This window comes from Vibrio sp. R10-SG3-ISO10, assembly GCF_059834185.1.
In genome coordinates this window covers 82257-102680 of sequence record NZ_JCBDHG010000023.1, presented here as the reverse complement: position 1 = coordinate 102680, position 20424 = coordinate 82257, and the positions used below count along the sequence as shown (strand labels likewise).

The following is a 20424-nucleotide window of genomic DNA, read 5'->3' as shown; positions in this document are numbered from 1 at the left end:
TTGCTATTTTAACATAGGCTTGAGGAATCGGGCAGTATGAGAGCCTTCGATGAGTGACACATCTTCCGGCGTGCCTTGAGCGATAATTTCACCACCCCCTTGGCCACCTTCTGGTCCTAAATCAACAATCCAATCCGCGGTTTTGATCACATCTAGGTTGTGTTCGATCACGACAACGGTATTGCCGTGGTCACGCAGGCGATGCAGTACCGTCAGTAATTGCTGAATATCATGGAAGTGTAAGCCAGTAGTTGGCTCATCCAAAATGTATAGGGTTTTGCCTGTGTCTCGTTTAGACAGTTCACGAGCTAACTTGACGCGCTGCGCTTCACCACCGGATAGGGTCGTCGCGGCTTGACCTAAGCGAATGTAGGATAGGCCCACATCCATCAAGGTTTGTAATTTGCGAGCAATCACGGGCACTGGATCGAAGAATTTACGAGCATCTTCGACTGTCATTTCCAGCACTTCATCGATTGTCTTGCCTTTGTAGCGAACTTCTAAGGTTTCGCGATTATAACGCTTGCCCTTACACACATCACATGGCACATAAACGTCTGGCAGGAAGTGCATCTCGACCTTAATCACACCGTCGCCTTGGCAAGCTTCACAACGACCACCGCGTACATTGAAACTAAAACGACCTGGTTTATAGCCACGAGAACGCGACTCTTGAGTTCCGGCAAATAACTCTCGAATTGGGGTAAAAATACCTGTGTAGGTAGCTGGGTTTGAACGAGGTGTACGACCAATCGGGCTCTGGTCGATATCGATTACTTTATCAAAATGCTCCAACCCTTTAATCTTCTTATATGGCGCAGGCATAGCTGTAGTCGCACCATTAAGTTGGGTGTGGGCAATCTTAAAGAAAGTGTCGTTAATAAGGGTTGATTTACCCGAGCCAGACACGCCAGTGATACAGCTAAATAGACCGACTGGAATCTCTAAAGTGACATCTTTTAAGTTATTGCCTGAAGCGCCGATAAGCTCAACAACCTTCTTGCTATCTATAGGCGTGCGATTGCTTGGGATAGAAATTTCTCTCTTACCACTGAGGTACTGTCCGGTTACTGAATTCGGGTTGGCAATAATCTCATCCATTGTCCCTTCTGCAACCACGTTACCACCGTGGACGCCAGCGCCTGGGCCAATATCAATCACGTGATCAGCGATACGAATCGCATCTTCATCGTGCTCAACCACTAACACCGTATTGCCGAGGTCACGTAGGTGAGTCAGAGTTTTAAGTAGGCGTTCGTTATCACGCTGATGTAGGCCGATTGAAGGCTCATCGAGAACATACATCACACCAACCAGCCCTGCACCAATTTGGCTCGCAAGACGGATACGCTGAGCTTCACCACCGGATAAGGTCTCTGCACTGCGAGAGAGATTAAGGTAGTTCAAGCCGACATTAACCAGAAACTGCAGGCGATCATTGATCTCCTTCATTACTTTCTCTGCGATCTGAGCGCGTTGTCCTTCGAGTTGCAAAGAGGCAAAGAAACCTAATGCGTCAGCAATGCTGAGCTCAACAATTTCTGGCAGTGTTGTGTTACCAATAAATACATTACGAGCTTCTAGACGTAGGCGACTTCCATCACAGCTAGAACAGGTTTTGGTTGAGATATATTTAGCCAAATCTTCACGCACAGCATTGGATTCAGTATCACGATAGCGGCGTTCGAGGGTATTTAATATCCCTTCAAATGGATGACGCTTAACGCGAATATCACCACGGTCATTAATGTATTTAAACTCAACTTCAGTGCGTCCAGAACCGATCAGAATGACATCACGAATTTTCTTTGGTAGTGAGTTAAATGGTGCCTTAAGGTCGAAATCATAATGCTCTGCAAGAGAAGAGAGCATCTGAAAGTAGTAATAGTTTTTCTGATCCCAACCTCGGATTGCCCCTTCGGCTAGGCTCAGTGAATCGTCGACGATCACTCGCGCAGGATCAAAGTACTGCTGAACACCAAGACCATCACAAGTGTGACAAGCTCCGGCAGGGTTGTTGAAGGAAAATAGGCGAGGTTCTAGTTCTTGCATGCTATAACCACAGTGTGGGCAAGCGAAGTTTGCAGAGAAGACTATTTCTTCTCCGTCACCGTCCATAGCAGCAACAACAGCAATACCGCCAGAAAGCTCCAGTGTGGTTTCAAACGATTCGGCAAGACGCTGTTGAAGATCGCCACGCACCTTAAAGCGGTCGACAACCACTTCGATGGTGTGTTTTTTATGCAGCTCTAGCGTCGGTGGATCGGAAAGATCACAAGTTTCACCGTCAATTCGCGCGCGAATGAAACCTTGAGCTGCGAGGTTTTCCAGTGTTTTGACGTGCTCACCTTTACGCTCCTTAACGATGGGAGCTAGCAGCATCATCTTAGCGCCTTCTGGCAACTCAAGTACTTTATCCACCATCTGAGACACAGTTTGTGCAGCTAGTGGAACCTTGTGGTCAGGACAGCGTGGCTCACCAACACGAGCATAGAGCAGTCTTAGATAGTCGTAGACTTCGGTAATGGTACCGACGGTTGAACGTGGGTTATGCGAGGTTGATTTCTGCTCAATTGAGATCGCTGGGGACAGGCCTTCAATATGGTCAACATCAGGCTTTTCCATCAATGAGAGGAACTGACGAGCATAAGCGGATAACGATTCGACGTAGCGACGTTGTCCTTCAGCATACAAGGTATCAAAAGCGAGTGATGACTTACCTGAACCAGATAAACCTGTAATCACGATCAACTTATCACGAGGTATGGTTACGTTAATATTTTTCAGGTTATGGGTGCGGGCACCACGGACTTCTATCTGATCCATTCTCAACACTCTAGGTAACAATAAGTTGGCTAAGTATTACATAGTGTGAGAATTGTGCAAAGAAAATACTGGATAAAAAAACAGTAAAAAGGCAGCGGTGAGGCTGCCTTAAGAAGTGATAACTTTATCTGAGTGAATTAAGCGTTTTCTTTGGTCGTCTTTTGCTTACCTAACTCAGATTTATGTGCGTCTTTTAAGTAGAGATTTTCAAAACAGTAATTCGTTGCTTCGATATAGCCTTCTACACTACCGCAGTCAAAGCGTTTGCCTTTGAATTTGTATGCCAATACGCAGCCTGCTTTGGCTTGCTTAAGCAACGCATCAGTAATTTGAATTTCACCACCTTTACCCGGCTCAGTGTTTTCAATCAGTTCAAAAATATCTGGAGTCAGGATATAGCGGCCGATGATCGCTAAGTTACTTGGTGCTGTGCCAGGTTCTGGCTTTTCGACCATGTCATCGACGCGGAAGATATCATCTTTGATCATTTCCCCAGAGATAACGCCGTATTTATGGGTTTCATCTTCAGGTACTTCTTGCACCGCGACAATGGAGCAACGGAACTGCTTGAACAGTGCTACCATTTGCGCCAAAACACCTTCTTGCTCGTTCACACACAAATCGTCTGCGAGTACGACAGCAAAAGGCTCATCACCGATCAGCTCTTTACCCGTAAGGATTGCATGACCTAAGCCTTTCATTTCGCGTTGACGAATGTATGTGAAGTTCGCACTCTCGATAATGTCGCGAATATCGACCAGCAGTTCTTCTTTGTTGGTACCACTGATCTGGTGCTCCAATTCATAGTTTTTGTCAAAGTGATCCATGATCGAGTGTTTACCGCGGCCTGTCACGATGCACATCCCATTCATGCCTGCTTGAATCGCCTCCTCGACACCGTATTCAATAAGCGGTTTGTTTACCACTGGCATCATCTCTTTTGGCATTGATTTCGTAGCTGGTAGGAAACGTGTACCGTAACCCGCTGCCGGAAACAGGCATTTTTTAATCATGATTCATCCCTTGCTATAGATACTTATTTTCAAACTGGCGCAACAATACCACAAGGAAAGTGAATTGTTGATGAATGAGCAGCGAGAAAAACAATCAGATATAATTTGGTTTTAGATTTAAGACAGTGGTCTCATATGTTGTTTCGCCCAAGCGGCAGCCTGTACGCGATTTTTGACGCTTAATTTCTTGAACACTTTCTGCAAGTGGGATTTGACGGTGAACTCACTAATAAACATATCGTCGGCAATTTGAGTGTTGGAAGCCCCTGACATTAAACAGCGTAAGATCTGCATTTCTCTGGTGGTTAAGTCTACGGTAGCGGGAGTGGTATGGGTATCAACAACATTACGGTAGTGGAACAGCAGCTGAGCCGTTACTTTTCTTGGTAACCAGGTTTCGCCATTGATGACGCCTTCGTAACCTTTGACTAGCTGTTCTATGTCGATATCTTGGTAGAAGACTGCTTTCAAATGTCCAAATGCCAACAGTTCGTCGGTGGTCAAGCGATGAGAAACATTAAAAATGATGGTTTCAAATGATTTGTCTGCCAGTGGTAGTTCACTAATCACGTTTTTGAGTTGGGTGTATTCTTGGTAATCAATAATGAGGATGCGATGTTTATACTGTTGTAAGGCTAGTAACAAATCGTTGGGTGTCATTGTCGGAATAGAGATCTCCATTCGTCGCTCTAAGTGTTGAATGATTGGATTTACAGACTTGTTTTCTGTGAGAAAGTAGATGGTTCGTGCGTAGATGTTTTTAGCCATAAGCCCCTCGTGACTGACATTGATTACGTTTTTATTCAGAGTGACTTAAAGGGGAAATATGTGCGAATTGAGGTGCAGGCTTTGCGTTTTATTTCATGTCATTCGGTAATTAACTGATTTCTCAATCTCGATAAGTTTTGAGTTTTCTCTAAAATTATACCGCGCAAGATATAGCTATCTCTAGATTCTAGACATTGTGGTGACAGAGATTTGTACCGAGCGCAAAGCGTGTTATCCTATTGCGCTATTTCTTAATCAATACCAAAGTTAGACGGAGCGAAACATGGCTAGCCGTGGAGTTAACAAAGTTATTTTAGTCGGTAATCTGGGTTCTGACCCAGAAGTACGTTACATGCCAAGTGGCGGTGCTGTAGCCAATATTACTATCGCAACGTCTGAATCGTGGCGTGATAAAGCCACTGGTGAACAGCGTGAAAAAACGGAATGGCACCGTGTTGCATTATTCGGCAAGTTAGCTGAAGTTGCTGGTGAGTATCTACGTAAGGGCTCTCAAGTTTACGTTGAAGGCCAACTTCAAACTCGTAAGTGGCAAGATCAAAGTGGTCAAGATCGCTACACAACAGAAGTTGTAGTTCAAGGCTTTAACGGCGTGATGCAAATGCTTGGTGGTCGTGCTCAAGGTGGTGCTCCAGGTCAAGGTATGGGCCAACAGCAGCAGCCTCAACAAGGTGGATGGGGACAGCCTCAACAGCCTGCAATGCAGCATCAACCTGCTCAACAACCACAGTCGCAACCACAGCAAGCTCAGCCACAGTACAATGAGCCGCCAATGGATTTTGATGACGACATCCCATTCTAAGTGTCTGTTATTGAAAAAAAGCCGCGCAAGTCGCGGCTTTTTTATATAGTAAATAGAGGGCTAAAATTATTGTCGTCATCAACATCCGTTCCTTACCACGTTGATTTTTAGCCTCTCCAGCATAAATAAACCGATTGTCTATTTAGAAAAGGAATTCTCGATTCATGAGGTATACCCCTACCTTAAAGCTCAGTACTCGGCTGGTTGCTTTTGTCACCATGATCGTTATCAGTGCGATGTTTATCCTTTTCTTAGGTGGCACCCTATCGTTTAAACGTCTTGGGCAAGAATATCTCGATCAATCTCTCAAAGGGATTGTGGAAGTGCTTGATAAAGAAATGGAAGACCCTGATGCCGCCTACTCGCTGCAAAGGTGGATGCCTAAAATGCTCCAAGCCTCCAACATTGTTGAAATGGAGTTGTTGTCTGAGTTTGGCGTGATTTACCGCTTTAAAGATACCTCATCGAAAGTCGAGACTGCATTGCTTTATGAAACCGAGTATACATTGGAGCGCAATCAAGGTTATCGGATACATTTCAAAGCAGTGCCACCTTATATCGGCTATGGCTATTCAATCCAAGCCTTGTGGTCGATCACTTTAGCGGTAGCGTTTATTGTATTTTGTTTGGTGAGGGGACTGAAATGGTTAAAAGAGCAGCTATATGGTTCTGAGCTACTCGAAGAACGCGGCAGAATGATTCTTGCAGGAAGGGTTGAAGAGCACTCGGTCGGGGATGAAAGAGAGTGGCCGTTTACCGCGAGCCAAGCATTAGACCGACTTATTGAAGAATTGCAAGATGCACGCCAGGAGCGCAGTCGTTTCGATACCTTTATTCGTAGTCAGACGTTTCTAGATCAGTTAACTGGGGCGGCAAACCGAGTGCTGTTTGATAGCAAGTTGGAAGCAGCGCTATCTGAACACGGTTCGCGTGGCGGGATACTGATCCTACGGGTAGATGATTGGGAGCAAATCGAAGAAGACCATGATAAGCAAGTCGCGAATGATTTCCTCATTAGCGTCGGAGAAGGATTGAGCAACGTAATACAGCGTTACCCGGATGTGATCTTGTCGCGCTACTACAGCTCTGACTTTGCGATTTTCGCGCCAAACCTTTCGAGCAAAGAAGTCTCCAATGTGGCTGCTCAATGTCTCAAACAACTTACTAAACTAGCGCCTCCTTCACCTTTAGAAAATGATAATTGGGTACACATTGGAGTCAGTATGTACCGAGAAGGTGAAAGCCAAGGTCGTATTCTTGATGAAGCTGAGAATGCATTAAAGAGTGCCCAGTTGCAAAGAATCAATACTTGGAGCCGATTTCAAAAACACGTCAATCAAGACGAAGAACGTGGTAGTGTTCGTTGGCGTACGCTATTGGATGTCGCGCTACAACCTGATCAACTCTATATATTTTCCCAACCGTGTTACTTGTTAGATAAGCAAAATGAGCCGTCAGTCGAACATTTTGAGTTGTTTGCTCGCATTAATGATCCTGAAAAAGGGGTCATAAAGGCCTCTCGATTTAACTCAGCGGTAGAGTCTATCGGCTATGAAGCAACACTAGATAAAGCTGTGGTGAAAACAATAATTCGCCATATAAGACATTCAAATGATTCAAACAGTTACTCTATTAACCTGCATGTGGTACCTTTTGCCGAACGGAGTTTCTTTAAATGGTTTCGTGATGAGTTGCTGCAACTGACTAGCGAGCAGAGAGCTAGACTATCTTTTGAGTTTGCTGAAGCTCGCTTGGTTAAGCATTTAGATTACATTCGACCAGTTGCCAAAATGATTACAGGCCTAGGTTGTCGTGTTGTTGTTGGTCAAGCTGGGCGCTCCATTGTTAGTACTCACTACCTGAAAGAGTTTCCGGTTAGCTACCTGAAGTTACATCGCAGTTTAATCAAGAAAATCGACCAACGTCATGAAAACCAATTGTTTGTACGTAGTTTGCTCGGGGCATGTGCAGGACTAAAAACTCAGGTTATCGCTGTAGGTGTCGATAATAAACAAGAGCACAGGACTATGCTTGACCTAGGCGTTCACGGTATTCAAGGGCGATTTTTGGCAGCGGAACTGCAGATGTTGCCTAAACCTAAAGTCGTTCAGCGCAGTGAACCTATGCAGGCTAAGCAGAGTAAAGTACAAATTGGCCGCCGCAACCGTTGGCGCAAAGCGTAGATATAAAGATGAAGATTCAATCTTTAATAGGAAAGTTTAAAAGCAGCAATCAGGCTACGGCAGGTGTTTGCGTCGTGGTGCAACCCAGTGCACTTTTTTTCTCTGCTCCGGCAGACTTCTCCTTGCCGACCCAAGTGGCAATTGAAGGTATCTCATGGCAAGAGGCGCTACTTAACACCTTACGTGACGCTCATGTTACTAATATCTCACTAAAAGTCGTTTTGCACGCCAATATTTATCAAACCTTCCAGGTTGATAAACCCAACATTCCGCCTGAAGAACTGAAAAGTGCATTGCCGTTCTTAGTTAAGGATTTGATTAGTGAGAAAATTACTGAGATTGTTGCTGATTCAGCCCCTATTGCTGTCAACAACAAGCTTCAGGTTTACGTGCTGCAACGCGCTGTGGTTGTTGGGCTGTATGAGTCTTTAAAAGAGCTCAAAATTGAGTTGTCAGGAGTGTTGGTTGAAGACGAAGTATGGGGGCATTCCGCTGGCGATATGACGACCTTCTTGCTGTTGCAAAGAAGTAAGCAAGGGGCATTCCGGATTAGTGCCTTTGTCGAATCCCAATGTGCTTTTCAAAGGACGATTCGTGGTGTTGTCGCACCATTAACAGGTATGGCGGCGAGCGCGCTACAACTTGATAGTCTCGCTCTAGAGTTACAACGCTCGATTGATTACCTCTCTTCCCAGATGCGTGGGGCTTCATTGCATCAGTTACAAGTTTGTTGTGATGAAGAGCAGCAGCAAGAACTCATACAAAATTTAGCTGATAGCCTGAGTGTAAAAGTCGCCGCTCTTGCTGATATGGAGCAAGAGTCTGGCACGGTGCTAGCCGAGAGCGCCCTTAAGCTAGAGCAGGTGGAAATCAACTTATTTCCTGATGATTTAAAACCGAGCAAAGAGTACTTCACTTTGCCCTACGTTGCGTTGGGCTGGTTTGTCACGGCGCTTTTGTTAGGCCTAGGTTATGTCGGATTAAAATACCAACACAGCCAAATGGACTCTGAGCTGAAAACCTACTTGTCGCAAGAAGTCGAGTTTAAGCAGCAAGCCGAGAGCTTAACCCAACGTGTCGCTCAGCATAAACCAACACCTGCAAAAGTCGCGGCAGTCGCTAGACTTAAGTTAGAGATAGAGGCTAAGCGTAATTCACTACAAGCCGTTGGTGAGTTCGATAATTCACTGCAACTGGGTTACTCCGGAGTGATGCGCTCTTTAGCTCAACTTGGTCGTAACGATATTTCATTAAACTCAATCACCATCAATGCCACCCAGTTGGACTTGCATGGATTAGCGCGTGAGGCGAAAGCCATACCAAATTGGGTCAATCAGTTTAAAACCGAGTTGAACCTCGTTGGGCGAACGTTTGAAAAACTTAAAATAAGCCGCAATGAGCAGAACATCATTACCTTTGAGCTTAAGACTGAGCAGGAGAGTAAATAATGCAGCAGTACTGGCAGTCGTGGTGTGATCGATTTATCCAACTAAGCGCGAGAGAAAAGGTGTTGATCGCTGTCTGTGGTTTTGTGGTCATTATCCTTGGCCTGCTGACACTATTGATTGAGCCAGCCTATGAGCAAAATAGGGCAACCTCGCAGCGCATTGCGTCGACTAAGCTTAATGTACAGCGCTTAGAAGCCGATATTTTGTTGATGACCGCAAAGTTGCAAAAAGATCCGGATCAAGAGCTGAATCAAGAGTACAAACAGCTGATGGTAGAAAGCCAAGAGCTGTCAACGCAATTGGCTGCGATTGTCGAAAACCTTATCGCACCGAGTCAAATGGCTCAATTGTTGGAACAAGTACTCGCAGATTCTAAAGGTTTGCATTTAGTTTCTTTAGAGTCACAGACGGCAGAGCCAATTGTCAGCAATGAAAGCAATTCCGATTTGGCCAGTTACTATGTGCACCCAGTGAGATTGGAGCTGACTGGCAAGTATTTTGCCATTGTTGATTACTTAGAGGCATTGGAAGCACTACCGGTAAAATATTATTGGCGCAGCTTTCACTACTCGGTTGAGGAGTACCCAACAGCGCGTTTAGTGCTAGAGGTGTATACCTTAGGAACAAGGCAGGAGTTTATAGGTGGTTAGAACGATACTTACACTGCTTTCGGTTGGGGTTTCTCTTAACGTCATGGCATCTCAAGACCCAACTGCACCACTTGGGTGGCAAAGTCCTCAGCAGAGTAAGGCAGCAATTGTAAAGCGTAAGCCAGTGCCTAAGCTACAAAGTATCGTCTGCGAGGAAGTGGGGGGGTGTAGCGCCATTATCAATGGTCAGGTTGTACTTGCTGGGGAGCAAGTGAACGGCTACAAAGTGAGTCAAATAAAACCAGAAGTTGTGACCTTAATTAGAGGTGGCAAGCAGTGGAAATTAAATCTCTTCTCTCTGGAAGTGAAACAGTAAGGTCAGTGGAAACGTATGCGTAAACTCGCGATAGCAATCACGATTACAAGCTTATTAGCCGGTTGTGCGATGGGACATAGAGATCCAGTCGAAGCTAAAAGTACAATTAATCAAGCGATTAACGAAAATAATAGTCGTACCTTAGAGACACTACCACCTTCGGTTGAAGCTGATCTAATGCCTGAACTTAGCGGTGATGAGGCAGCGGTGTCTAAGACAATTAAGCGTTTCAGGATTAAAGCCAATGGTGTTGATGCGAAAGCCTTTTTTGCTAGCTTGGTTAAAGGCACGCAGTACAGTGCGGCTATCCACCCCAATGTTACTGGTAATATTACTGTTAATTTAAATGATGTTTCTTTAGATGAAGTGTTGTCCGTTGTGCAAGATATGTATGGCTACGATATCGATAAAGTGGGCAATGTCATTCAGATTTATCCTGCAGGTCTTAGGACAGTGACTATTCCTGTTGACTATCTTCAGTTTAAACGCGCGGGGCGCTCCTTAACTTCCATCTCGACAGGGACGATCACTAACACTGACAATAACTCATCTTCGAGTTCAACCAGCTCTACGACTTCTTCTAACTCTAGCTCGAACAACAGTAGTAACAGCGTTAAAGGCGGTACCGAGATAGAAACAACCAGCGAAAGTGATTTTTGGCCTCAATTAGAAACGGCTGTCGCACAGTTGATAGGCTCTGGTGATGGCCAAAGTGTTGTGGTTACGCCACAAGCCAGTGTGATTACAGTACGAGCTTTCCCTGATGAAATCAGAGAAGTGCGTAACTTCTTAGGTGTGTCTCAGCAGCGCATGCATCGCCAAGTGATTTTGGAAGCGAAAATACTGGAAGTCACTTTGAGTGATGGTTATCAGCAAGGGATCAACTGGTCAAAAGCATTCTCTTCTAATGGAACCAACTATTCCTTAGGTCAGGGCTCAATTGTCAAGGATGCTGCGGGGGCTATCGTTCCTGCTGCGTTACCGGGATTAGACTCAATCGGCACTCTGCTCGGCGGGCAATCAAACTTGGTTATTTCGAGTGGCAGCTTTGAAGCGGTACTGAGCTTTATGGCAACTCAAGGTGATCTAAACGTACTTTCTAGTCCACGTGTTACGGCCTCAAATAACCAAAAGGCAGTGATTAAAGTTGGTACAGATAGCTACTACGTGACCGACTTTTCCTCGAATACAAGCACCAGTAGCAACACCAACAATGACAACACGACGACCGATGTCGAATTGACTCCCTTTTTCTCGGGTATCTCGTTAGATGTAACGCCACAGATAGATGATCAGGGCAATGTGTTATTGCATGTTCATCCGGCGGTTCTCGAAGTCAAAGAAGAGCGCAAAACGATAGATTACGGAAACAACAACAGTTTAACGTTGCCACTGGCAACCAGTTCGATTCGTGAATCTGATTCTGTAATTCGTGCCCAAGATGGTGATGTGGTCGTGATTGGGGGCTTGATGAAGTCCAACACCTTTGATCAAGTATCGAAAGTACCATTTTTAGGTGATGTACCAGCGTTAGGGCATTTATTCCGCAATACGACCAAGTTAACTCAGAAAACGGAGCTGGTTATTTTGCTTAAGCCTTCGGTAGTCGGTGTTAATACGTGGCAAAAAGAATTGGAGCGCTCGCGGGATCTTTTACAAGAATGGTTCCCTGACGAGCAATAGTCACAATGTATCTTGAGCACTTTGGCTTTGAGAGTTTGCCCTTTCACCTCACCCCAGATACGGAGATGTTTCTGGGGTTAGCGCCACATTATGAGGCGATTCAAATGGTCAATTCGGCACTAGAAATGGGTGAAGGGGTGATCAAAGTGACAGGAGAGGTCGGTACTGGCAAAACTATGATTTGCCGTGTATTGGTTAAGTACTTTACACCGAGTATTCAATTGGTTTTTGTGCCAAATCCTGCCTTAAATGGAAGCCAGTTACGTTTAGCTGTAGCAAGTGAGTTGGGTCTGAGTACTGACAATGAAGCGACAATTGTTGATGAGATTCAAAAGCGCCTGATTGAACTTAAAAAAGAGCAAAAGCAGGTGGTGGTTTTAGTCGATGAAGCGCAGGCATTGAGTGATGACGCGTTAGAAGTACTTAGATTGTTTGGCAACCTAGAAACAGAGCAAGAAAAGCTCTTGCAGATCATCTTGCTTGGTCAACCTGAACTCGATGAGCGTTTAGCCAGTCATCACCTAAGGCAGTTTCGTCAACGTATTACCTTCAGTGCCAAACTGCGGGGGCTAACTTTAGATGAGTGTGTCGCTTATATCGAGAGTCGCTTGAAAAAAGCGGGCGGCAGCGAGAATCTTTTTTTGCTCGCGCACAAAAAGGCAATCTGGCGGGCAAGCAAGGGCTATCCACGTCTGATTAACCAGATTTGCCATAAAGCTCTGCTACTGGCGAGTAGCGACAAACAAGAACAGGTGGCGAATGGTCATTTGTTCGATGCGATTCATGACACTTACGACAGTAGTAAACCAAAGTTCAAGAGCCCGCTGTTATGGGGGTGGAGTTAAACAATGAGTGCGATTAATAATGCGCTGTCCCAACTAGCCAATGACAAGTCCACTTTGGCCAAGGGTATCTGCAAAGCGAATGTGCAGCCAGTAAAGCAAAGAGCCGTATTGCCATGGGTGGTTGGGAGCTTCACGCTAAGCTTGGCAGTTGGTGGCTGGGCGCTCTCGCAACAAACACCATCAGAGAGCCTTGTTAGCTCTATCACGACTGCTGACAGCCAGCAACAAACTGTGGAGTCTCCTACGACAAAGGTAGCTGTTGTCGACCAACCTGTTTATCAAACATTAGTAGAAGAGGATGTTTCCCCTCGTTCGAAACCCGCCTCATCGGTTCAACCTCAAGCTAAGCAACCAACCAAACCTGTTGTGATTGCTAAAGCGGCCACAAGTACGCCGGCTTCGGCTTCAAATCCTGCTCCCACTCAAGGTGAAGTGGTGATAGAGCAAGTGGAGCTGACACCAGAGCAGCTTTCGTCCAAAGCTCAAGAGCGGGCGAAAAAGGCGCTCGACAGCAATAACCTCACCGATGCGCTAAATCACTACGCCGAATCACTGCGTTATACGCCAACGAATAAACAGGTAAGAAAACGCCTCGCTGCCCTTTACTATGGCAAGGGTGAAGTACGTAAGGCAGCAGATATCCTGCAAAAGGGAATTGCATTAGACAGCAATGACTCTGCCTTACGCCTCTCCTTGGCAAAAATGTTGATGAAAGAGCAGCAAAATGCGGTAGCACTCACTGTGTTAAGTACGCTCCCAGCATCAGTTCCTGTTGAATACCTTTCTCTCCGCGCAGCATTAGCCCAAAAAGAGAAACAAGATCAGTTGGCGTTGCAAAGCTACCAACAGCTCATACAACGAGAGCCGGAAAGTGGTCGCTGGTGGATGGGGTTAGGTATTCAACAAGAGCGCGCATTTCAGTTAGCAGATGCCAAGTCATCTTACTCACAAGCCTTGACGAAGCTGGGTCTCTCTAGCCAATCGCAACAGTTTATACGTGACCGAATTTCCTTGATTGAAAGTTTAGAGGAGCAGCCGAGTGAAAATTAAGCTAAGAAAACGTCTCGGCGACTTACTGGTTGAAGAAGGTATTATTACCGAGCAGCAAGTAGAACAAGCACTGAGTGCGCAAGAATCAACAGGCCGAAAATTAGGTGCAACACTGATAGAGCTTGGGGCTTTGACCGAGCATCAGATGTTGTCATTTCTATCGCAACAACTTGATATTCCTCTAATTGATCTCAGTCGCGCGGATGTCGATGTCGAGGCTGTGCAACTTCTTCCAGAAGTACATGCTAGACGACTGAGAGCGTTAGTGATCGGTCGCCATATGGATACTTTACGTGTGGCGATGAGTGATCCTGCCGACCTCTTTGCTCAAGAAGCCTTGCTAGGTCAACTCGCTCAATATGGTATCGAGTTTGTGATCGCACCAGAAAATCAATTGGTGGAGGGGTTCGATCGTTATTATCGCCGCACTAAGGAAATTGCCTCTTTTGCTGAGCAGTTACAGGCTGAGCACCAAGTGACTGAAGCTTTTGATTTCAGTATTGAAGGTGATGATAGCGAAGAAGTGACGGTTGTTAAGTTGATCAACTCACTGTTTGAAGATGCGATTCAAGTTGGGGCGTCAGATATCCACATCGAACCGGACTCGAATGTATTGCGCTTGCGTCAACGTATTGATGGTGTCTTACACGAGACACTACTTAACGAGGTTAATATCGCCTCTGCTCTAGTCTTACGCTTGAAGTTGATGGCTAATCTGGATATTTCCGAAAAGCGCTTGCCGCAAGATGGCCGCTTTAATATCCGCTCGAAAGGCCAGTCGGTTGATATTCGTATGTCGACTATGCCCGTTCAGTACGGTGAGTCGGTGGTTATGCGTCTGCTTAATCAGTCCTCGGGTGTGCGTAAGTTAGAAGAGTCGGGTATTCCTTCTCATCTGCTCGATAAGTTAAGGCGTCAACTCCGTCGCCCACACGGCATGATTTTGGTAACCGGACCAACGGGTTCAGGTAAAACCACTACCTTGTATGGTGCGTTGAGTGAGCTTAATGAGCCGGGCAAAAAGATTATCACCGCGGAGGACCCTGTCGAGTATCGACTGCCACGTGTCAATCAGGTACAAGTTAACCCCAAGATCGACCTTGATTTCTCGACGGTACTGAGAACTTTCCTCCGTCAGGATCCAGATATTATCCTCGTCGGTGAGATGCGTGACCAAGAGACGGTCGAGATTGGTTTACGAGCGGCGCTTACTGGTCACTTGGTATTGAGTACTTTGCACACTAATGACGCGATAGATAGCGCGCTGCGAATGATGGATATGGGGGCGCCAGGTTATTTGGTCGCGAGTGCGGTTCGTGCTGTGGTTGCGCAGCGACTGGTACGTAAAGTTTGCCCTGATTGTAAAACCGAGGAGCAGCTTGACGATGCAAGAGTGCAGTGGCTTGCTCAGCGATTCCCTAATCAAGTCGGGGCGAGTTTTGTTAAGGGGCGAGGTTGCCAGAACTGTAACCTCACAGGCTATCGAGGCCGGATAGGTGTGTTTGAGATGCTTGAGCTCGAGCAAGAGATGATGGACATGCTGCGCGCCAATGATGCGGTTGGGTTTTCTAAAGTAGCGCGTCAGTCAGCGAATTATAAACCTTTGTTGGCATCAGCGATGGAGTTAGCCTTGCAGGGGACGGTAAGTTTAAGTGAAGTGATGAGCCTAGGTGAAGGTGATTCATCTGGTTTCCAGCAAGCGATTTATATCTAAGGTAAACGATGAAGAGCTTTCGATACCAAGGACGAAATCTTGATGGTAGTGCGGTTTCAGGGCAGCTAGAAGCACCAACTCAAGAAGCCGCAGCAGAGCAGCTTATGGGCAAAGGTATTATTCCAATTAATATCTCAGTTCATAGTGGTAAGAGCCCGTTGAATCTTGACCTTAAGGCGTTGTTCACCCCTGCGATTCCTTTAGAGGTGTTGGTTATTTTTTGCCGTCAGCTTTATAGCTTAACCAAAGCAGGGGTCCCTCTGCTGCGCTCTATGAAAGGCTTAAGCCAAAATAGCGCCAATAAACAACTGCAAACCGCGCTTGAAGATGTGACGCAAGAACTCACTAATGGTCGCAGTTTGTCTGCCTCTATGCAGTTATTCCCTAAGGTATTTAGCCCGCTGTTTGTTTCTATGATCCACGTCGGAGAGAATACTGGTCGACTCGATCAAGCTCTGTTGCAGCTTGCTAATTATTACGAACAAGAAGTGGAGACACGCAAACGAATCAAAACTGCGATGCGCTATCCAACGTTTGTTATCAGCTTTATTGTTATTGCTCTGTTTATTCTTAACGTCAAAGTGATCCCTCAGTTTTCCAGTATGTTCTCTCGCTTTGGCGTCGATCTTCCTCTACCGACTCGCATTTTAATTGCGACGTCAGAGTTTTTTGTCAACTACTGGATCATGATGGTAGCAGGAATAGTAGCGGTTTTGTTTGGTTTTAGAGCTTGGCTAAATACCGCCAGTGGAAGAGAAAAGTGGGATAAGTTTCGTTTACGAATGCCTGTAGTAGGTGAGTTGATTAATCGCGCCCAGCTGTCGCGTTTTTCGCGTACGTTTGCTCTGATGCTTAAAGCGGGAGTGCCGTTGAACCAGTCTTTGGCGCTCTCAGCTGAAGCCCTCGGCAATAAGTTTTTAGAGAACAGACTTATTGAGATGAAGTCCTCTATTGAAGCGGGGGGAACTATCTCTGCAACAGCGATAAATAGTGGTGTGTTTACCCCATTGGTTATTCAAATGATCAGTGTCGGTGAAGAAACGGGTCGCATTGATGAGTTGCTATTAGAAGTAGCCGATTTTTACGACCGTGAAGTCGATTATGATTTAAAGACGCTAACCGCACGGATCGAACCTATCTTGCTTGTCATTGTGGCAGGTATGGTTTTGATTCTGGCTCTAGGTATCTTCCTACCAATGTGGGGAATGTTAGATGCCATTAAAGGCTAATTTAATCAGCCACATAGAGCGATCACGGCTAGCAATTTGGTTACTGGTAATTGTCTGTTTGATCATGAGCTTTATGTTAGTGTGGCAAAACGTGGTTAAAGAAGCCAATCAATCGGCTTTTTTGCTCGCGAGTCAAAGAATCGTTGAGCGAGCAAACTACTACAAACAGCAGTGGTTGTTATCTGGGCAGCAAAATGAGATAACTATTGATGGTCTTACGTTGAACTATACTAGTATGGGGTGGATTAAACCTTTGGGTGATAGGCAGCAGGTGGATTGCTCGTATTGGCTAGATATCTTATACCCACAGCATGAGGTTTTAGGTAATCGACCTAGCCAGATTGAAAATCAAATTATAGATAACGGCTATCATTGTAATTATCTATATAGCAACAACAGATTAATCTCCATTACTTTGATAGATAATAGGTTTATAGCTAAGACCGGTTTCTTGGCGGAGTAGAGTTATTGAGACTCTCAATATGGCGAATTAATGCAATTTCCGTATAATGCACGGTACATAACGGTAGGTGATAAGTATATGTCAAACAAACAGTCTGGTTTCTCACTAGTTGAGCTCGTTGTGGTTATCGTGGTGGTTGGCCTACTCGCTGTTGCGGCCTTACCGCGCTTCTTGGATGTGACCGATGAAGCGAAAAAAGCCAGCGTTGAAGGTGTTGCTGGTGGCTATGCGACTGGGGTGTTATCAGCTAGAGCGCAATGGGAAGCGGAAGCGAGACCTTCAGTGACAGTCAACTCGGTTGTGCGAAATACAGTAAATTATGACGGCGTTAAGTTTTGGCTGACCAGTACCAGTCAATCTGGTGGTGACTTTAGAGATGGTTACCCATTTGCTATCAACACCAATGATGCTAACTTTCCTACAGAGTTAACTAACACAATTTGTGTTGAGCTGATGGCGAATTTACTTCAAAACCCACCTAAAGTGGGCACGGTAATTCAGGCTCAAGCGGATTCTAATATTAAGTATTCAGCACAAGCTGATAACGCTCAATCTACTTGCACTTATATTCAGCAAGAAGGTAATAGTGAACATCAGTTTGTTTATGAAATTGAAACTGGTCGTGTGACCGTAACTTTGCAGTAACTCTGCAGCCAACAACATAGAGAGATGTTTACTATGAAAAGACAAGGCGGTTTCACCCTAATTGAACTAGTGGTGGTAATTGTAATTCTTGGTATTCTTGCAGTGACTGCAGCACCAAGATTTCTAAATTTGCAAAATGATGCCCGTCAAGCCTCACTCCAAGGACTAAAGGGGGCAATTGATGGAGCTGCGGGTATTGTCTATGGTAAGGCCGCAATAGATGGTAAGGAGACATCTAGCTCTGCAGTAAACGTATCAGGTATTAGCACTATATACGGTTATCCAACTGCTACTGTTGCAGGGATAGGTGAAGCGGTTGTTGGATTAGGTACGGACTGGGATGTAGTCGCTAGCTCTGGAACAAGCATTACTTATAGTTTTGAAGGTACTACAGATGCCAATTGTGCTGTTGTATATACACAAGCCTCAGGTACAAGTACCACGAGTGCTGCTTCGGCGAGTGTAGTCGTTACAGGATGTAGTAACTAATTACTTAAAAAGGTCAGTACATACTGACCTTTTTTATGTCTGATTATACAACTTTATAAATTTTCAAAAATCCTTAAAAAACAACAGCTCTAAACCTATCTGGTATATACTGACTTTAAGTATACGTCCCACGGTAACTGGTTATGACTAGGCCAAAAGTCTCTGGTTTTACATTAGTCGAATTAATTGTCGTTATATTATTAGTGTCGATAGTGTCGGTTTATGCCGCCAGTCGTTACTCTGGTCGTTCTGGTTTCTCAGCATACGCCGCGCAAGAGCAAGTGATTTCGGTTATTCGCCAAGTTCAAGTGAATCGTATGCAGTCAAATGTTGATATGGGCTCCGTCTCTGGCAATACCAACTTTACCCTTAGCTTGTTAGGCAACTGTATTGGTTCACAAGCGGCTTGTGCTGCGCGTGATGAAGGGCGCAGTGATTGGGTATATCTTAATGATGTATCTTTTACTTCTAATGTCGGTGCATTGGTTAATTTTGATTTGCTTGGCAACCCTGATGGAGTGGCAACCCCTATAAATATCCAGATGACCTCGACCGATGGGACATGTACAGCAGTACAAATCAATGCAGTGGGCTATGTTTCACCGGGGAGTTGTTAATGGAGCGTATGCGCGGTTTTACATTGGTTGAAAGCGTGATAGTCATTGTTGTCATGGGTATTGCTATGCTTACTATTACTAGCTTTTTAGTCCCCCAGATATCGCGCAGTGCTGACCCACATTACCAAACGCGAGCTGCTGCTTTAGGGCAGAGTGTGATGACTCAGATATTGGCGCGTAAGTTTGATCAAAATAGTGGCGATCAAGGTGGTATACCGCGCTGTTCATCAACAGATGCTGGGCCTACAGCTTGTAGCGCGCTAGGTAACTTTGGAATCGATACTGGCGAGACTGTCAACAACCCTGATGCTTATAACGATGTTGATGATTTTCATGGCTGCTGGGAGCCTTTAGCAACCAATGGTTGTCGTGATCTAAACTTGCTAGTTGGTGGAAATAGTTACCTTAACTTTCGAGTAGATGTTGATGTTGTATATGAGGTGACGAACCGACTTAAACAAATCCAGCTTACGGTGAGTGCTTCTAATCAAACTCCTGTTGTGCTTAATGCTTATCGAGGGAACTACTGATGAAAGTGAATGGCTTTACTTTAATCGAAATGGTGGTGACCTTGATTGTCGGGGCGATCTTAGTGCTCGGTATTGCCGGTTTTGTTGAACTCGGTGCTCGCGGTTATAGTGATACGGTTGATAGACAACGGCTGCAGACCCAAGCCAAGTTTATTCTTGAGAAGATGTCTCGTGAAGTACGCCATGCCGTGCCCAATATGCTCAATAGTGACTTGGCGATTCCTCAGGCAAACAGTTGTATTTCCTTCTTTCCTATTGTCGAGTCAGGTTTTTACGCCATATCAGGGGCAGATATCAACTTTGTAGTAGGACGCAATGGGGTGACTGTCGCTAACATTAATACACTCAACATGGTAATTAATCCAACCGAAGCAAACCCAACTACTAATGTATTTCCGTTAACCAATGTCAGCAGCGCGAGTAATACTTTTATATTGCCAGATGCAGCAGCTTCTATCGCTGGAGGCTCAATATCAAATCGCCACTATATCTACAACCCCAATGGAATGGTCAACTATTGTTTGGTAGCGGGTCAGCTTCGACGCAGTGTGAGTGGGGCGAATGCGCTGCCACTATCGGATTCTGGTGTTACTGGAACGCTAACTTACACGCCTGCAACTGTGCAAAACAATGGCATCGTTCAGGTAAATATGACCTTCAACAATGCGGCTGGTGATGAATCAACTAACTTTATACAAGAGATACAGGTGTTAAATGTCCCGTAATAAACAGCAGGGTAGTTTATACATAGTCATTATCTTTGTATTGGTAGTGATGGGTTTCCTTGCCACCACATTGAGCCAGATTAGTTGGTCGAACAGTGACAGTCATGCCAAAGATGTTGTCGGTACTCAAGCGGCGTTATTAGCGCACTCTGGTAATGAATGGGCACTCGAACAAATTTATGGCATTACGAGTACTAACCCAGTCAGTACGCAGTGTCCTGCTATCAATGGGACGAATATTAGTACGTTTGATACCACGGTAAATTGCCAAGATGTGCAGGTAAGCTGTGAGTCGCGCGGTGGGCAATTGTCTGATGGAAGTCAGATGTACGTAATCAGTTCAACGGCGATATGTGGTACTGGCATTAACCAAATGCAGCGCAACCAAGAAGTATGGATTCGGGAGTAGG

The 20424-nt window shown here is 45.3% G+C and carries 20 protein-coding genes; 17 read left to right on the top strand and 3 right to left on the bottom strand.

Annotated features, from left to right (window positions below):
* Window positions 1-3: 3 nt before the first annotated feature.
* From uvrA to AC6R16_RS18745, 3 genes are all read right to left on the bottom strand, one after another.
* Window positions 4-2826 carry an excinuclease ABC subunit UvrA gene (gene uvrA / locus AC6R16_RS18755; RefSeq protein ID WP_500675420.1) on the bottom strand — a complete coding sequence of 941 codons (2823 nt, stop codon included), beginning with the start codon at window positions 2824-2826 and terminating at the stop codon, window positions 4-6.
* Between the two features lie 137 nt (window positions 2827-2963).
* Window positions 2964-3839, bottom strand: coding sequence for a UTP--glucose-1-phosphate uridylyltransferase GalU (gene galU / locus AC6R16_RS18750; RefSeq protein ID WP_500675419.1), 876 nt, complete (start codon window positions 3837-3839; stop codon window positions 2964-2966).
* A 117-nt stretch (window positions 3840-3956) separates the two neighbouring features.
* Window positions 3957-4607, bottom strand: coding sequence for a LuxR C-terminal-related transcriptional regulator (locus tag AC6R16_RS18745; RefSeq protein ID WP_500675418.1), 651 nt, complete (start codon window positions 4605-4607; stop codon window positions 3957-3959).
* 283 nt (window positions 4608-4890) lie between these two features.
* Here AC6R16_RS18745 and AC6R16_RS18740 point away from each other — a divergent pair, with 283 nt between their 5' ends.
* The 17 genes from AC6R16_RS18740 (at window position 4891) to AC6R16_RS18660 (ending at window position 20423) form a co-directional block, all read left to right on the top strand.
* On the top strand, window positions 4891-5427 hold the full coding sequence (locus AC6R16_RS18740; RefSeq protein ID WP_069667424.1) for a single-stranded DNA-binding protein: 537 nt from the start codon (window positions 4891-4893) through the stop codon (window positions 5425-5427).
* Window positions 5428-5591: 164 nt separating this feature from the next.
* Window positions 5592-7610, top strand: coding sequence for an RNase E specificity factor CsrD (gene csrD / locus AC6R16_RS18735; RefSeq protein ID WP_500675417.1), 2019 nt, complete (start codon window positions 5592-5594; stop codon window positions 7608-7610).
* 8 nt (window positions 7611-7618) lie between these two features.
* Window positions 7619-9058 (top strand): MSHA biogenesis protein MshI, encoded by a 1440-nt coding sequence (locus tag AC6R16_RS18730; protein WP_500675416.1) that lies wholly within the window; start codon window positions 7619-7621, stop codon window positions 9056-9058.
* On the top strand, window positions 9058-9708 hold the full coding sequence (locus tag AC6R16_RS18725) for an MSHA biogenesis protein MshJ (protein WP_500675415.1): 651 nt from the start codon (window positions 9058-9060) through the stop codon (window positions 9706-9708). Before AC6R16_RS18730 ends, AC6R16_RS18725 begins: the two co-directional genes overlap by 1 nt.
* Window positions 9701-10024 (top strand): MSHA biogenesis protein MshK, encoded by a 324-nt coding sequence (locus AC6R16_RS18720; protein WP_500675414.1) that lies wholly within the window; start codon window positions 9701-9703, stop codon window positions 10022-10024. Before AC6R16_RS18725 ends, AC6R16_RS18720 begins: the two co-directional genes overlap by 8 nt.
* A 15-nt stretch (window positions 10025-10039) precedes the next feature.
* A complete protein-coding gene (gene mshL / locus AC6R16_RS18715) occupies window positions 10040-11707 on the top strand; it encodes a pilus (MSHA type) biogenesis protein MshL (RefSeq protein WP_500675413.1) in 1668 nt (555 codons plus the stop codon).
* A 5-nt stretch (window positions 11708-11712) separates the two neighbouring features.
* Entirely contained in the window at window positions 11713-12552 is an 840-nt protein-coding gene (locus tag AC6R16_RS18710) for an ExeA family protein (protein WP_500675412.1), read from the top strand.
* Window positions 12553-12555: 3 nt separating this feature from the next.
* A complete protein-coding gene (locus AC6R16_RS18705; protein ID WP_500675411.1) occupies window positions 12556-13602 on the top strand; it encodes a tetratricopeptide repeat protein in 1047 nt (348 codons plus the stop codon).
* Window positions 13592-15316: an MSHA fimbrial ATPase MshE gene (gene mshE / locus AC6R16_RS18700; protein ID WP_500675410.1), complete on the top strand. Its 1725-nt coding sequence runs from the start codon at window positions 13592-13594 to the stop codon at window positions 15314-15316. Before AC6R16_RS18705 ends, mshE begins: the two co-directional genes overlap by 11 nt.
* Before the next feature lie 8 nt (window positions 15317-15324).
* A complete protein-coding gene (locus tag AC6R16_RS18695) occupies window positions 15325-16545 on the top strand; it encodes a type II secretion system F family protein (RefSeq protein WP_500675409.1) in 1221 nt (406 codons plus the stop codon).
* Complete coding sequence (locus AC6R16_RS18690; protein WP_500675408.1) at window positions 16529-17008, top strand: MSHA biogenesis protein MshF; 480 nt, start codon at window positions 16529-16531, stop codon at window positions 17006-17008. Before AC6R16_RS18695 ends, AC6R16_RS18690 begins: the two co-directional genes overlap by 17 nt.
* 78 nt (window positions 17009-17086) lie before the next feature.
* Window positions 17087-17653, top strand: coding sequence for a prepilin-type N-terminal cleavage/methylation domain-containing protein (locus AC6R16_RS18685; protein ID WP_500675407.1), 567 nt, complete (start codon window positions 17087-17089; stop codon window positions 17651-17653).
* Between the two features lie 33 nt (window positions 17654-17686).
* On the top strand, window positions 17687-18142 hold the full coding sequence (locus AC6R16_RS18680; RefSeq protein ID WP_500675406.1) for a prepilin-type N-terminal cleavage/methylation domain-containing protein: 456 nt from the start codon (window positions 17687-17689) through the stop codon (window positions 18140-18142).
* A gap of 143 nt (window positions 18143-18285) precedes the next feature.
* Window positions 18286-18759 (top strand): type II secretion system protein, encoded by a 474-nt coding sequence (locus tag AC6R16_RS18675; protein ID WP_500675405.1) that lies wholly within the window; start codon window positions 18286-18288, stop codon window positions 18757-18759.
* Complete coding sequence (locus AC6R16_RS18670) at window positions 18759-19289, top strand: type IV pilus modification PilV family protein (RefSeq protein WP_500675404.1); 531 nt, start codon at window positions 18759-18761, stop codon at window positions 19287-19289. Before AC6R16_RS18675 ends, AC6R16_RS18670 begins: the two co-directional genes overlap by 1 nt.
* On the top strand, window positions 19289-20014 hold the full coding sequence (locus tag AC6R16_RS18665) for a PulJ/GspJ family protein (protein WP_500675403.1): 726 nt from the start codon (window positions 19289-19291) through the stop codon (window positions 20012-20014). Before AC6R16_RS18670 ends, AC6R16_RS18665 begins: the two co-directional genes overlap by 1 nt.
* Entirely contained in the window at window positions 20004-20423 is a 420-nt protein-coding gene (locus AC6R16_RS18660) for an MSHA biogenesis protein MshP (protein ID WP_500675402.1), read from the top strand. The genes AC6R16_RS18665 and AC6R16_RS18660 overlap by 11 nt, the downstream gene beginning before the upstream one ends.
* Window position 20424 lies beyond the last annotated feature (1 nt).